This is a genomic window from Candidatus Caldatribacterium saccharofermentans (assembly GCF_050267035.1).
GTDB classification, from domain to species: domain Bacteria; phylum Atribacterota; class Atribacteria; order Atribacterales; family Caldatribacteriaceae; genus Caldatribacterium; species Caldatribacterium saccharofermentans.
The window spans coordinates 2,208,806-2,221,976 of the sequence record NZ_CP187957.1; the positions used below are offsets into that span (position 1 = coordinate 2,208,806).

Sequence of the window (13,171 nt, forward strand, 5' to 3'; positions counted from 1 at the left end):
CCTGGCTTTTGGCAATCTGCGGCTTCCCCCCTTTCGGTAAATTGTACGCCTGACACGGCAAATTTCACTCAGCGCCGTATTTTTTAACAATAACCCTCCACTTGCCGCGAAGGACGTTAACCGCAAAGAAGTACGTTCCACCGTTTGGGTAAAACGAAGACCCGCTTGCTGACCCCTGAATTACCCCGGCAATATTACCCTCTTGTGTGTTGATGAATGCGCTGAACATGTCCCCCCCTTGAACGGTCCACTCAACCACCCAGGGACCATCTACCGCAAAAGGCGTTGTGTTCACTACCCCTTCACCCTCAAAGACGGCTACCACATCGCCTGTGACGCTCTGCTGTGGCGACTTCTCTAACGCCGCAAGCCTCTCTTCAAGCGCTGTGACCCTTTGTTCGAGTTCTTCGATGCGCTTCAAAAGCTCGTCGTTGTCTACCGCAAGAGCTTGTGTAGCGAAAAGGAAGACAGAAAAAAGCACAACAGCAAGAAAAAACCGCCACATCTTTAATCCTCCTTTCTCACCCAAGAATTCCTCGCTTTCGCTCAAGGTACCGTCGTTTCTTTGCCCGCCAGTAACATCGCATGGAGCAGTACTTCGCCCGTGGGTCAAGAACCGGAGCATTGCACCCCGGAGCTTCGCAGGTTCTGGCCATCAAGGGGGCAAGCTCCTGGAAGTACCATTGTAAGAAGGCGGCATCTAAGGCGCAATAAGCCCGGAAGTACCAGACCACCGGGGGAAGGCCTTTGGTTTGTTGCTGGTGTACCGGGACAAGCTCTATGGTCCCAAGCTTTACCCCGACTACCTCAGCGAGGAAGTTCCAGGCGTAGCCTGTAAGCTCATGGTCTCTCAGGGTAGAGGCTTTGGGTAACCTCTGCCTCAAATCCCTACCAAGCAGGTTTGGGTTTGCGCTCTCCTGGATTGCCGCTATGATGGCATTGGAAAGCGCAAGGGTGGGTTGGATTGCCTTCCAAAGGCGGTTGCTCATCTCTTCCTGAGGTAGAGAAGACTCCAGGGGTTTGACCCGGGAGAGACCACAGGACAGGACCCGGAAAAACTCGTGCCCTTCTTCAGCAAAAAACTCCCGCAAAGGAGCAAGCTTCCCGTTCTTTGCCCACTCTGCGATGTTGGTGAGGTAGCGGAACCAGATTAACCCCTGTCGGGTGGTGGCTGAGAAATCAACCCCTCCAGTAGCGCTCAGCACCAGAGGTTTCACCAGACCATAACGGGCATAAAATTCCTGGATTTTGCCCCATTCTCCACGCTCGAAAGCGAAACTCAGTTGCCTGACCTTCTCCCAAAAGCGTGGGTCACCGTCGATTTCCCAGGTGTCAGAGCGAGAGGAAGGATTGTGGGCAGTAAAGACTACCGGTGTTCCCTCCACGGTGATGGTGCGCTCTTTGCCGTTTGGTGTGTCGACATCCCGGAAGCACACCCTCCCCCGCAGAGCGTGGAACTCCATGGAGGCTAAAAATGGAGCAAGTGGAATCCCGCTTTGTTCAGTCATTTCCTCCAATCCTTCCACCAAAATTCTACCCCTATTGTAACATGGGAACAGAAATAGTGTCAAGTTCAGGAGGTACAAAAGGAAATGTTCACAAAGGCGAGGTTTAAAACACTGGCCTTGGGTGTCAAAGTCAAAGAGTTGGCCAGGCGAATCGATGTTTCGGAATCCTATTTAACCAATATTCTCAATGGTCGGGTAAGGCCATCTCAGGAGGTACTGAGGCGGATTGCCGAAGCTCTGGGGTTGGAACCCGACGAGGTGCAGGAAGAAGTCAAAGGTGAAGAATAGCCACCTGGTGCTGGCACACCGGTGGCCAAAGGAAGGAGGAAATGAAATGACCACCACAATTGTCCCACACCATCGCTTGCGTCGTCAAGGGGGGTTTTTGATTGCTACCCGTTACGCCAAACCCAACCATCTCCTGCAGAAACCCCCAGCGTGGAGCTACAACGTCGAAGTCATCGAGGCCATGAAGGAAGCCGGCGTTGACGTCATGGAAGTAATCTTTGGTGACAGAGTTTTCTCCTGTCCCTTGGAACGCTTTTTGCGCTACGCAAGGCGCCACAACAGGGGGTGGGGAGACCAGTTATTCCTTCCGCTTCAATACTGGGACACCCGTAGCCTTGACGGCTCTGAGCTCCCACAGGAAGGAGGTTCTTCCAAGCTTGTCCAACTTGCGCTTTTCTGAAGTTTCCACCTTAGAAATCGCAAAGGAATACCTCAAGCGGGGGTGGCGACCCATTCCCGTCCCCCCAAAAGAAAAGGCCCCCCGGATTCCTGGATGGCAGAATCTGCGCTTGAATGCTGAAGATTTGCCCCAGTATTTCAACGGGGGAGGAAACCTCGGCATCCTCTTGGGTGAACCCTCAGGATGGCTTGTCGACCTCGACCTTGACGCCCTCGAGGCTCTGCAAGTCGCCGAGCGCTTCCTACCACCAACACAGGCAGTTTTTGGTCGAGCGTCTAAACCAAAAGCCCATTGGTTGTATTACTGCCCTGGTGCTCGGACCATCCGCTTCGAATGGCGGGGCGAAACCCTTGTCGAAATCCGTTCAACGGGTGCTCAGACTGTCTTCCCGCCAAGCATCCACCCCAGCGGCGAACAAGTGCGTTGGGACGAGGACGGAGACCCAGCACCTGTGGATTTTGCGACCCTGAAGCGCGCTGTGGCAAAACTCGCTTCTTGCGTGCTTCTGGCTCGCCATTACCCTTCCCGCGGCTCTCGCCAGTTTTCCACCATGGCGCTTTCTGGTTGGCTTCTCCGCTGTGGCTGGACTGACGAAGAAGTCCGGGAATTCCTCGAAGCGCTGTGCACCCTTGCCGGGGACGAAGAAACCCGCATGCGGTTGGCGCAGGTCAGGAACACTGCAACGAAGGTAGAAAACGACCTTCCCGCAACGGGGCGCCCAACGCTTGCGCAGTACTTTCCCGAAGAGGTCCTGGAAAGGGTCGCTGATTGGCTTGAGCTTCGCAAAGAGCGCCTCGACACCGAGCGCCCAAACCGGCCCTGTACCGACTTAGGCAATGCTGAGAGACTGGTGCAACACTTCGGTTCCATCATCTGCTATGTCCCGGAATGGGGCTGGCTTGTATGGGACGGCAAGAGGTGGGTCAAGGACACGGGGAAACAGCGAATTACAAAGCTTGCAGAGGAAACGGTGCGGAGAATCTACACTGAAGCCGCTGAAGCATCAAGCAAGGAAGAACGGGAACGTCTTGTGAAATGGGCGTTGGCTTCTGAAAACCGCCAGCGCATCCAGGCCATGATTGACCTTGCTGCTCCAATGGTCCTGGCTTCTGCGGAAGACTTTGACCGTGACCCATTTCTTCTGAACTGCGAGAACGGGGTTGTGGACCTGCGCACGGGGGAACTCAAGCCCCATGACCCCGGTTTTTACCTCACCAAAATGGCTCCAGTTACCTACAACCCTACCGCAAAAGCACCCCGGTGGGAAAAGTTCCTGCGGGAAATCTTCCCTGGGAATCCCGAGCTTGTGGAATTCGTCCAGCGAGCTTTAGGGTATTCCATCACCGGTGACGTCCGTGAGGACAAATTTTTTGTGTGCTGGGGCAGGGGACGCAACGGGAAATCCACCCTGCTTGGAACTGTTCAACGTGTCCTCGGTGATTACGCTAAACAAGTTGCGCCTGATGCTCTCTTGAAGCGCTCGGAGAAGGGTGATGCCCACCCCACTGCTATTGCCGACCTTTGCGGCGCTCGCTTCACGCTGGTGCAGGAGACAGAAGAAGGGAAACATCTCGCCACCGCTGTTGTGAAGGCAATGACCGGACGCGACAAGCTCAAGGCGAGGTACATGCGAAAGGATTATTTTGAGTTTGAGCCGACTCATAAAATCTGGCTCTCCACGAACTACAAGCCCGTGATTGGCGACACCACTGTGGCTATGTGGTCGAGAATCGTGCTTGTTCCCTTTGTAGCCTTCTTTGACGAAGAGCACCAGGACAAAACCCTTCCTGAAAAGCTCTGGAATGAAAGAGAAGGTATTTTAAGGTGGTTGGTCGAGGGATGTTTGAAGTGGCAACAGGAAGGACTCAGGCCCCCACAGGTGGTAATCGAAGCAACCAAATCCTACCAGAGCGAAATGGACGTTCTGCAGAGGTGGCTTGAGGAATGCTGCATCTGTGACCCCAAAGCGGTGACACCCCTGAAAGAGCTCTACGCATCTTATGAAGCGTGGTGTAAAGAAAACGATGAAATACCAATCTCAAAGCGGAAGTTCACCGAGAAGCTGGAAGAGAAGGGGTTTGAGGCTGTCGTTTTGACTGGAAATCAGCGGGGGAGGAAGGGCATAGCACTCAAAGAGGGAGTTAACCAAGTTAACCAAGTTAACCACTTTCCTATATTACATTCAAAGGCTCCTATATATAAGGAGTTATATAGGAACCATGTTAACATGATTAACTCGATTAACTCGACCACACCCTTTGAAGAAACCCCACCCACCCATGACTTTGCAGAAACCACCATCCCTGACGACGAAAGCCAGGAAGAAATCGTTGAGATTACCCTTGAGGACACACCACCTGAACCCAAACAACCCCCTGAATCCAAACCCCCACTTTACGTCGGTGCTACCGTGACCCTCAATGGGGTTGAAGCCGAAATTGTCGAACTCGATTTGGACAACGGAATTTTCATCGCAAAAACAGAAAAAGGGGTACTCTACGGGGCTTATACCGATGGCATCACCTACTGGAGTCCCTGGCTCTGTACAGGAAGCAGCGCAAAGCGTCCTGCAAAAACCCCGGGGTAGCCTTGCACCCTTGCTTGCACACCCTTGCATGCAAGGCACCCTCAGGTCTTGACGTCCTCCCTCTCTTAGGGTACAATATAGCCAGAGATGTACCCTAAGAGAGGAGGGGGAACCATGAAGGAGGAAATCCGCAAGGTCCTTGAGGGATTGACCCGGGAGGAGCTCATCGAGGTGTGGGAGTACATCGCTGAGCTCATCGACGAGAAGGAAGAAGAAATCCCGGAAAAGCAGAGAGGCCACATCGAGCTCAAGATGATTGGCAGGTGGGGACCGTACGCCTACCTCAGGTGGTGGGAGGATGGGAAGCACAAGGCGAAGTACCTGGGCAAGGTGGTGGTGTAGCCCCGGGGAAACCCGGGGTTTGCAATCTATGGAAGGAGGATGAAGGCCCTTGGGACGCTCAAAGCTGGGTAGGAGAAGGGAGCTGGCTCTGGTGGCCCTCCTGGAGAGCCGGGACCTCAAGGAGGCGGCAGAGAAAGTGGGGGTTTCCGAGGTAACCCTCTGGCGGTGGCTACGGCGGGAGGACTTCCGCAATGCCTTCCGGGAGCTCAAGAAGGAAGCGGTTTCCCTGGCCATCTCGAGGATTCAACAGGTGTGCGGGGAAGCGGTGGAAACTTTGCGGGAGGTTATGACCCTGGGGAAAGGTGAGGCTCCCAGAGTCCAGGCGGCGAAGGCCATCCTCGAGCTTGCCCTCAAAGCTCTGGAGATTGAGGAGCTCGAGGAGCGGATTGAGGCCCTGGAGAAACGGGTGAACGAAGGGAGGGATGGTGGATGGGATTGAGAGAGCGAATCAGGGAGCTTGAGAGAAGAATCTTGAAGCGAGAGAAGCCGAAGGTCTTTGATGTCATCCTCGAGGACGATGTGCCCCCGGAGGGAGAGAAGGATGAGGGAACTGAAAAGGAGAATCCCCCTTCCCCGAAGACCGAAGGGGTTCTACGGGCTTTTTGGTGCACTCCTCACCCCCTTTCTAACCTGTCCACTGGCGAGAATCTCAGCACCGCCTCTTGCAGGTGCTTTCCGCCCATGTGCACGTAGACCATGCAGGTTTCGATGTTTGCATGCCCCAAAAGCCTCTGCAGCGTGAAGACATCGCCACCGTTGCGGATGAAGTTCGTGGCAAAGGTATGCCGCAGGGTATGCGGAGAGCAGCGCACGCCCTCAATCCCCGCTTTCTTTGCTAAGCGGCTGAGAATCTGCTGGACGTGCCGCTTCTTCAAAGGCCTTCCGTCTCGGGTGATGAATACATGCTCTTCGTACGCATGGAAGCCCCGCATCTTCAACCAGCGAGCCATTTCCTTCTTGAGCGTCCTGCCCATGTACACTTCCCGGTCCTTGCTTCCCTTCCCCGTGACAAGCAGCGACCCTTTGATGAGGTTCACCTTGTCAACGGTTAAGCCCAGAAGCTCAGAGAGCCGAAGCCCCGTGTCTAAGAAGGTCAAGAGCATGACGTAGTTGCGGAAGCCTTCCCAGGTCTTCTTGTCCGGCGCTTTGAGCAAAGCTATAACCTGCTCGTCGTTCAAAACGTGCGGGAACTGCTTCGGTAGCCTCGGACGCTTGAGCGTTGCGGCAAGGTCTTCCTCGATGTGCCCCTCTTTGTAGAGGAAGCGCAAAAAGGTTTTCATAGCACGCACATGCGTGTCGACTGAGGTAACCTTCAAGCGGTTGAAGAGCTCGTTGACGTACTTGCGTAAAGAAGCCTGGCTTAAGCCTTCCCGGTCCACAAAGGCAACGAAAGGCGTGAGGATTTCCTGGTACCAGCGCAGCGTCTTAGCTTTCTTGCCCTCCACCCTGCCGCACAAGAGGAAATCTTCGAGGTAGAGGCTGAAGAGGGTTTCTTTTTTGGCTTTCACCCTGTTCGCCTGTCTTGCCAAAAACCAGGGGAAGTGAGCAAATGTTACAGAAGCGGAAAGCGAGATTTCATGCGGCTTTGCGCATCTGGTGGAGATGACGGGACTTGAACCCGTGACCTCCTGCTTGCAAAGCAGGCGCTCTCCCGGCTGAGCTACATCCCCACATCCTGCACCTTGAGAAGAAAATATTCCGCCTACTTCCCTCTTGGCTCCTTAGAAAGGAGGTGATCCAGCCGCAGGTTCCCCTACGGCTACCTTGTTACGACTTCACCCCAATCATCAACCCCACCCTCGGCGCCTGCCTCCCTCTTGCGAGGGTTAGCCCAGCGACTTCAGGTGAAGTCGACTTTCGTGGTGTGACGGGCGGTGTGTACAAGGCCCGGGAACGTATTCACCGCGCCATGGCTGATGCGCGATTACTAGCGATTCCGCGTTCATGCAGGCGGGTTGCAGCCTGCAATCCCAACTGAGGCCGGCTTTCTGGGATTGGCTCCCCCTCGCGGGTTCGCGACCCTCTGTACCGGCCATTGTAGCACGTGTGTCGCCCAGGGCATCAGGGCCATGAGGATTTGACGTCATCCCCACCTTCCTCCGGCTTGTCGCCGGCAGTCCCCTTAGAGTGCCCGGGTTACCCCGGTAGCAACTAAGGGCAAGGGTTGCGCTCGTTGCGGGACTTAACCCAACATCTCACGACACGAGCTGACGACAACCATGCAGCACCTGTGCTGGCTCCCCTGGAAACCAGGGGTCGTCACCCTTTCGGGCTCCTACCACCAGCATGTCAAGCCCTGGTAAGGTTCCTCGCGTTGCATCGAATTAAACCACATGCTCCACCGCTTGTGCGGGCCCCCGTCAATTCCTTTGAGTTTCAACCTTGCGGCCGTACTCCCCAGGCGGGGTACTTAATGCGTTAGCTGCGGCACGGAAGGGGTCGAACCTCCCACACCTAGTACCCATCGTTTACGGCCAGGACTACCCGGGTATCTAATCCGGTTCGCTCCCCTGGCTTTCGCTCCTCAGCGTCAGGGACAGACCAGAGAGCCGCCTTCGCCACTGGTGTTCCTCCCGATATCTACGCATTTCACCGCTACACCGGGAATTCCACTCTCCTCTCCTGCCCTCGAGCTCCCCAGTTTCTCACGACCCTCCCCGGTTGAGCCGGGGGCTTTCACGTGAGACTTAAGGAGCCGCCTACGAGCGCTTTACGCCCAGTGAATCCGGACAACGCTCGCTCCTTACGTATTACCGCGGCTGCTGGCACGTAATTAGCCGGAGCTTTCTCCTGGGATACCGTCACAGGAAGGAGCTATTCACCCCTCCCCTCTTCTTCTCCCAGAACAGGGGTTTACGACCCGAAGGCCTTCTTCCCCCACGCGGCGTCGCTGGGTCAGGCTTTCGCCCATTGCCCAAGATTCCTCACTGCTGCCTCCCGTAGGAGTCTGGGCCGTGTCTCAGTCCCAGTGTGGCTGATCATCCTCTCAGACCAGCTACCCGTCATCGCCTTGGTAGGCCGTTACCCCACCAACAAGCTGATGGGACGCGAGCCCCTCTTGAGGCGCCAGCATGCGAAGCAGAGGCCAGCTTTCCTCCAGAGGCCTTGCGGCCCTGGAGTATATGGGGTATTAGCCCCCCTTTCGAGGGGTTATCCCCCTCCTCAAGGCAGGTTACTCACGCGTTACTCACCCGTTCGCCACTCAGCCTTCCCTTCCTCAGAGAGTCAGGGAAGCTGCGTACGACTTGCATGTGTTAGGCACGCCGCCAGCGTTCGTCCTGAGCCAGGATCAAACCCTCCATGACAAACCTTTGAAGGTCCTCACAGAGGACCTGATTTCCTGGTTCTCTGTACGGTACCACCTTCAGGAAGTAGGCGGAATATTCACTTGTCAAGGTGCGCCTTTTCGCCCTGGGGGAGCCAGGGCAAGAGATAATTTAGCACAGGGGTGGGGAATTGTCAACAAGGACCCGAAAAAATTCGGGATTATCGCACTCTTCCCACGGGCATGAGATAGAGAGGGTGCTCGCTTGGGGGGAGATTCAGGGCTTTCTTCACCCCCTCATCCTGGAAAGCCCCAACCACGACAGTCCCAAGACCGAGAGCCTCAGCCTGGAGGTAGACGTTCTGGGCAGCATGACCAGCTTCCATATGCACGTACCGGATACCCCGTTCACCGTACTTCCGGGTTGTCCGCTCGTAGACTGCGGTGAAGACAAGAACCGCCGGTGCTTCACGAATCCAGCGCTGGAAGAGCGCCACCCTATACAAGTCTTCTCTCCTGTCACCCTCAAGAACCCGCAAAAGCTCGTGCTCTTCAGGAAGGTACCGGTACACTCCAGGCAAAAGGCCCTCGACCTCTCCGACGACAATATAGACCTCCAGAGGATACAACGCACCCGCTGAGGGAGCCGTGCGGAAACCCTGTGCCCTGTCCGTGACGCCCTGGGCTGCCCAGAGGAGCTGGGCAATCTCTGGAAGGGTCAGAGGGGATCGGGCAAAAGAGCGATACGAACGACGCTGCAGGAGCGCTTCCTCAACAGAGGTGTCGCTATCAAGCCGTGGGGAAGGCAGGGCAATCCTCTCCTCAGCATATCCCCGCATCCCCCACCACCCCACAAAAAGCAGAACGAGGAGAAACAGCACCACGCGCATTTTTCTCCCTCCTTTTTCAGAGTATCACCGATTCTCATCCTCCCCATAGAGAACCCTCTTGAGGTAGCGGAGCGATTGTCGCAGCATAGGGCCAAGAAGGCGATCGCTGTAATCCCGACCGAGTTTTGGTCCGGGGAGTTCGAGATACCCCACTATGCGCTGTTTAGGGAGGAGATGGCACTTCTCAAAAAGTAGGAACCGGATGCTTCGCACATCCACCACACCCCGAGCAAGGTTCTCCGGCTCAAACCCAAAGGTCTCGTGGTACATAGCATCGGTGTTTTTCCAGTGGAATTCATGGAGATACGGAAATGTGGCCACAAAAAGTGATATGTGGTCCTCGCGGAGCCTCCCCTCTTCGTCCACAAAGCCGTGGGAGACGTCGGCACAGAAGCCAAAGCGAGCTGCTGTATCTCTGTACTTTTGCCAGTACGCGGTCAGCTCCTCTCCGATTGCCCTGACCTCCCGGGCACTGCAGGGAGGCTCAGCGTAACACGACATGGGCTCTGTAGTGAGCCACTCAAGACCCCAGGACTTTGCATAGTGCAGGAGTTCCTTGATCTTCTCGAGGTATCTCCGGATGCCCCTTTCCCGGAAATCCAGACGGTCCCGAGGAAAGGCCCCCATGGAAGCACCACAGGACGAAGCCCCAAGAAGGGCAGCCACCTCAATGAGTCTCCGGTAATTGCGTTCTGTGACGGCCACCATCTCCGGGTCCTCCGAGAGGAATCCCCCAAGCTCCCGGTACGCCGAGAAAACGCTCGAGATGATGATACCCCGTTTCTCCGCCTCTTCTCGCAACCTCAGGAAATACGAATCGGGGAGGAAGTAGAGTTCAAAGAACGTCCCAAGCTGGAGGTGCGTGACTCCCTCTTCGGCCATAAGGTCAAAGAGCCACTGGAACGAGTACCGGTATGTGATAGGGTCGCTCTTCACCCCGAGTAAGAGCTCCAGAGACACCGGCGCCTTCTGGTATTCCTCTTGCTGCAATCTCTCCTGCATCGTTGCACCTCACTTCCAGGGCTCGTTCGAAGCCCGGCGAACGTTCACCTCATCGATGACCGCGTTTTTGTTCCGCATGGTGAGCAAAAACCAGACGATTTCGGCAATTTCTTCCGGGGTGATGAGCCGTTCTCCAAGGAGATCCGGACGCATGGCAGCAATGAGGTCCGTTCCTACGCCTCCAGGAGCGATAACGTGCACCCGAATCCCCTCCGGGTGCAGTTCTCGAGCAAGAACCTTCGTAAAACCCATGAGGGCGTGTTTTGAGGCCGTGTAGGCTCCCTGGTGAACGTAGCCCTTCGTTCCCACCACAGAGGAGATATTGATGATAGTAGCCAGTGCAGAACGGCGGAGGTACGGCAGGGCTTCCCGACAGATGAGAAAGGGAGCGCGGACATTCACGGCCATTTGGAGCTCCCATTCTTCAAGCGTTGTCTCTTCGAGGGGCTTCGCAAGAGCCACTCCAGCATTGTTCACCACAACATCCAAACGCCCGAAGTATTCTCCGGCTTCACGCACAAAGCGGATAGGGAAAGCAGGATCTGCAAGGTCTCCAGCGCAAACGAAGACCTCAGCACCAAATGCTGCAAGCTCAACCCTCAGGGTTTCCAGTGCCTCCTGAGAACGGGCACAGAGCGCAAGGTACAATCCCTTCTCCGCAAGAGTTCTGGCAATAGCGCGGCCAATCCCACGACTGGCTCCCGTAATAAGAGCAACCTTCCCTCTCCACTCTTCCATGGCATTCCCCCCAGAGCCTCTTTCTATCTTAGCACAAAAAATTCTTTGGGGATTTCCTCTCATCCCCTTCAGAGTACGCTCCTTCAACCGATATAATACTTTGGAGCCCGGGGATGAAAGGGCAAACTCCCCGAAAGGGGAGGACGCAAAGCCACAGGCCTACGGTGTTTCCTACCACGGCGGCTGGGCTGCCAAGCTCCGGCGTTGAGTACTCCAGTACTTCACTTTGGGGGGAACACACATGAAACGGTGGCATTGCTCTTTTTCGCTCAAAGCTCGCCTTGCCCTTCTTGGAGTCCTTGCGGTTGTGGCTTCAGCGCTTGCTGTCGGGCTTTTCAGTCTCTCTCTGAGCCAGAAGGAGATGCTGAAGAAGCGCCAGGAAGCGACACAGTTCATCGTTGAAGCGGCAATGTCCCAGATTCAGGCTCAGTATGAAGCCTTCCAGAAGGGAACCATCTCTGAGGACGAGGCCAAAGCCCAGGCCCTGAGTATCCTCGAGCGTCTCCGGTATGAAGGCGAAAACTACGTGTGGGTGAACGACCTGAAACCCTCCATGGTCATGCACCCCATAAAGCCTGAGCTCAATGGGCAGGACCTCACCGATTACAAGGACCCTCAGGGGAAACGGCTCTTCGTTGAAATGGTGAAGGTCTGCAAGGAGCAGGGAGCAGGCTTTGTGGATTACCTCTGGCCAAAACCAGGCTTCACCGAGCCCGTCCCCAAGGTTTCCTATGTGGCACTCTTCAAGCCCTGGGGGTGGATTGTGGGAACCGGAGTGTACCTCGACGATGTCCGGGCCTACATGAGGGGAATGACCCTGCGAATGGTGATCATTATCGCCATTGCTGTTGCCGTCCTTGCCGTCGTCTTCCTGTTCCAGGCCTTTGCCATTGCTCGTCCTGTTGAGGCTCTCGTCCGCCATGCAGAACGCGTGGCTCGAGGAGACCTCACCAATAGCCTTGCTGTTCTTCGCCGGCGCGATGAAATCGGCCGGCTCTCTCAGGCCTTCCACACCATGGTCGAAAGCCTCAAGGATATGATCCAGAGCGTTTTTCACACAACCGACGCTCTGGCCTCCTCAAGCAATGAGGTGTCCGCATCGGTGGAAGAGGTGGCCAAAGCTACTGAAGAGATCGCCCAGACCATCGCCCAGGTTGCTGAAGGTTCCACTCGCCAGAGCGAAGAGCTCAACGCCATTGACGAGGAGACCAAAAACATCGCCAGAAAAGCCGACCAGGTTTTTGAAGCCACGGAACGCAACACTAAAGCGGTGCTCAACATTACTGCCCACATGGAGGAGAACATGAGAGCACTGGCAGCGATTGAGGAGGCCCTTGAAAAAACCGCCCAAGAGGCACAAAGTGATAGAGAAGCGGCGGAAAGAGGGAAAGAGTCGCTCAAGGTGCTTGGAGAAAGCATCCAGCTGATTTCCCGGGGTGCCCAGGAGGTCGCCCAGGCGATTCAAACCCTGAACGCCCGGTCTGAAGAAATCAGCAGCATCGTCGGTATCATCACGAGCATTGCCGAACAGACCAACCTCCTTGCCCTCAATGCTGCAATTGAAGCTGCCAGAGCCGGAGAGGCAGGGCGGGGATTCGCCGTGGTGGCAGAAGAAGTGCGCAAACTCGCTGAGGAATCCTCCCAGGCTGCGGAACGCATTGCCCGACTCATTGAGGAGATCAAAAAGGATATGACCCGAGCTTCAGAGAGCATGAACGAGGCAGAGGAAGAGGTGGAAAGAGGGGTTGCCCGGCAGAACGAGGTGAACAGGAACTTCGAATCCATTATCGCCTCTGTTGACCGGACGCTCCAGGAAATCCAGGGACTGTACCAGGCCCTCCACCGGGCAAAGGAATCCCTGAACGAAACCCTCAAAGAGACTGAGACCATCGCTCGGCTCTCTGAGGAGAACAACAGGGCGCTCAACGAAATCGCCCAGGCTATCAAGGTCATCACGGACAAAATCGCCGCCGCAGCCTCGGTATCTGAAGAGAACGCCGCAGCCAGCGAAGAAGTCTCCGCTTCAGCAGAGGAGCAGAACGCTTCCCTCCAGGAAATCAATAAGGCCACCGGAGCTCTGGCCCAGCTTGCGGAAGAGCTCAAGGAGAAGGTCAAGCGCTTCACGGTTTGAGTTTCCTTGCCTTCACCCCT

General features: G+C 55.7%; 12 protein-coding genes, 1 tRNA gene, 1 rRNA gene and 1 riboswitch. Of the genes, 6 read left to right on the forward strand and 8 right to left on the reverse strand.

Annotated elements, in window-relative coordinates; genetic code table 11:
• Positions 1-64 precede the first annotated feature (64 nt).
• Positions 65-505 carry a hypothetical protein gene (locus ACPT9Q_RS11335; protein WP_427365890.1) on the reverse strand — a complete coding sequence of 147 codons (441 nt, stop codon included), beginning with the start codon at positions 503-505 and terminating at the stop codon, positions 65-67.
• A 16-nt stretch (positions 506-521) separates the two neighbouring features.
• Positions 522-1,508, reverse strand: a complete 987-nt coding sequence (locus tag ACPT9Q_RS11340) for a CGNR zinc finger domain-containing protein (RefSeq protein WP_427365891.1) — start codon at positions 1,506-1,508, stop codon at positions 522-524.
• Between the two features lie 84 nt (positions 1,509-1,592).
• Here ACPT9Q_RS11340 and ACPT9Q_RS11345 point away from each other — a divergent pair, with 84 nt between their 5' ends.
• The 5 genes from ACPT9Q_RS11345 to ACPT9Q_RS11365 all read left to right on the forward strand — a co-directional run bounded on the left by ACPT9Q_RS11345 (position 1,593) and on the right by ACPT9Q_RS11365 (position 5,564).
• Positions 1,593-1,796, forward strand: coding sequence for a helix-turn-helix domain-containing protein (locus tag ACPT9Q_RS11345; RefSeq protein WP_427365677.1), 204 nt, complete (start codon positions 1,593-1,595; stop codon positions 1,794-1,796).
• 46 nt (positions 1,797-1,842) lie between these two features.
• Entirely contained in the window at positions 1,843-2,196 is a 354-nt protein-coding gene (locus ACPT9Q_RS11350; RefSeq protein ID WP_427365892.1) for a hypothetical protein, read from the forward strand.
• Entirely contained in the window at positions 2,174-4,783 is a 2,610-nt protein-coding gene (locus tag ACPT9Q_RS11355) for a phage/plasmid primase, P4 family (RefSeq protein WP_427365893.1), read from the forward strand. Before ACPT9Q_RS11350 ends, ACPT9Q_RS11355 begins: the two co-directional genes overlap by 23 nt.
• 114 nt (positions 4,784-4,897) lie before the next feature.
• Complete coding sequence (locus ACPT9Q_RS11360; protein ID WP_427365894.1) at positions 4,898-5,125, forward strand: hypothetical protein; 228 nt, start codon at positions 4,898-4,900, stop codon at positions 5,123-5,125.
• Between the two features lie 49 nt (positions 5,126-5,174).
• The gene (locus ACPT9Q_RS11365) at positions 5,175-5,564 is read left to right on the forward strand and encodes a hypothetical protein (RefSeq protein WP_427365896.1); all 390 of its coding nucleotides are present in this window, start codon (positions 5,175-5,177) and stop codon (positions 5,562-5,564) included.
• A gap of 175 nt (positions 5,565-5,739) precedes the next feature.
• On the opposite strand, the gene ACPT9Q_RS11370 is transcribed toward ACPT9Q_RS11365, so the two are convergent.
• From ACPT9Q_RS11370 to ACPT9Q_RS11395, 6 genes are all read right to left on the reverse strand, one after another.
• Positions 5,740-6,633, reverse strand: coding sequence for a tyrosine-type recombinase/integrase (locus tag ACPT9Q_RS11370; RefSeq protein WP_427365898.1), 894 nt, complete (start codon positions 6,631-6,633; stop codon positions 5,740-5,742).
• Positions 6,634-6,719: 86 nt separating this feature from the next.
• Positions 6,720-6,795: transfer RNA gene (locus ACPT9Q_RS11375), tRNA-Ala, on the reverse strand.
• Between the two features lie 55 nt (positions 6,796-6,850).
• Positions 6,851-8,430: ribosomal RNA gene (locus ACPT9Q_RS11380) — 16S ribosomal RNA — on the reverse strand.
• A gap of 181 nt (positions 8,431-8,611) precedes the next feature.
• The gene (locus tag ACPT9Q_RS11385) at positions 8,612-9,280 is read right to left on the reverse strand and encodes a SagB family peptide dehydrogenase (protein ID WP_017872782.1); all 669 of its coding nucleotides are present in this window, start codon (positions 9,278-9,280) and stop codon (positions 8,612-8,614) included.
• A gap of 24 nt (positions 9,281-9,304) precedes the next feature.
• Positions 9,305-10,282 (reverse strand): TIM barrel protein, encoded by a 978-nt coding sequence (locus ACPT9Q_RS11390; RefSeq protein ID WP_017872783.1) that lies wholly within the window; start codon positions 10,280-10,282, stop codon positions 9,305-9,307.
• Between the two features lie 9 nt (positions 10,283-10,291).
• Positions 10,292-11,020, reverse strand: a complete 729-nt coding sequence (locus ACPT9Q_RS11395; protein WP_017872784.1) for an SDR family NAD(P)-dependent oxidoreductase — start codon at positions 11,018-11,020, stop codon at positions 10,292-10,294.
• A 110-nt stretch (positions 11,021-11,130) separates the two neighbouring features.
• Positions 11,131-11,216: riboswitch (cyclic di-GMP riboswitch) on the forward strand.
• A gap of 45 nt (positions 11,217-11,261) precedes the next feature.
• Between ACPT9Q_RS11395 and ACPT9Q_RS11400 the strand changes: the two genes are divergently transcribed.
• The gene (locus tag ACPT9Q_RS11400; protein WP_427365900.1) at positions 11,262-13,151 is read left to right on the forward strand and encodes a methyl-accepting chemotaxis protein; all 1,890 of its coding nucleotides are present in this window, start codon (positions 11,262-11,264) and stop codon (positions 13,149-13,151) included.
• Positions 13,152-13,171: the final 20 nt, after the last annotated feature.

Excerpts from the sequence above, each read along its gene's own strand:
- ACPT9Q_RS11345 (WP_427365677.1), top strand. The coding sequence starts at position 1,593 with ATGTTCACAAAGGCGAGGTTTAAAACACTGGCCTTGGGTGTCAAAGTC.
- ACPT9Q_RS11395 (WP_017872784.1), bottom strand. The coding sequence starts at position 11,020 with ATGGAAGAGTGGAGAGGGAAGGTTGCTCTTATTACGGGAGCCAGTCGT.
- ACPT9Q_RS11385 (WP_017872782.1), bottom strand. The coding sequence starts at position 9,280 with ATGCGCGTGGTGCTGTTTCTCCTCGTTCTGCTTTTTGTGGGGTGGTGG.
- ACPT9Q_RS11390 (WP_017872783.1), bottom strand. The coding sequence starts at position 10,282 with ATGCAGGAGAGATTGCAGCAAGAGGAATACCAGAAGGCGCCGGTGTCT.
- ACPT9Q_RS11400 (WP_427365900.1), top strand. The coding sequence starts at position 11,262 with ATGAAACGGTGGCATTGCTCTTTTTCGCTCAAAGCTCGCCTTGCCCTT.
- ACPT9Q_RS11335 (WP_427365890.1), bottom strand. The coding sequence starts at position 505 with ATGTGGCGGTTTTTTCTTGCTGTTGTGCTTTTTTCTGTCTTCCTTTTC.
- ACPT9Q_RS11360 (WP_427365894.1), top strand. The coding sequence starts at position 4,898 with ATGAAGGAGGAAATCCGCAAGGTCCTTGAGGGATTGACCCGGGAGGAG.
- ACPT9Q_RS11350 (WP_427365892.1), top strand. The coding sequence starts at position 1,843 with ATGACCACCACAATTGTCCCACACCATCGCTTGCGTCGTCAAGGGGGG.
- ACPT9Q_RS11340 (WP_427365891.1), bottom strand. The coding sequence starts at position 1,508 with ATGACTGAACAAAGCGGGATTCCACTTGCTCCATTTTTAGCCTCCATG.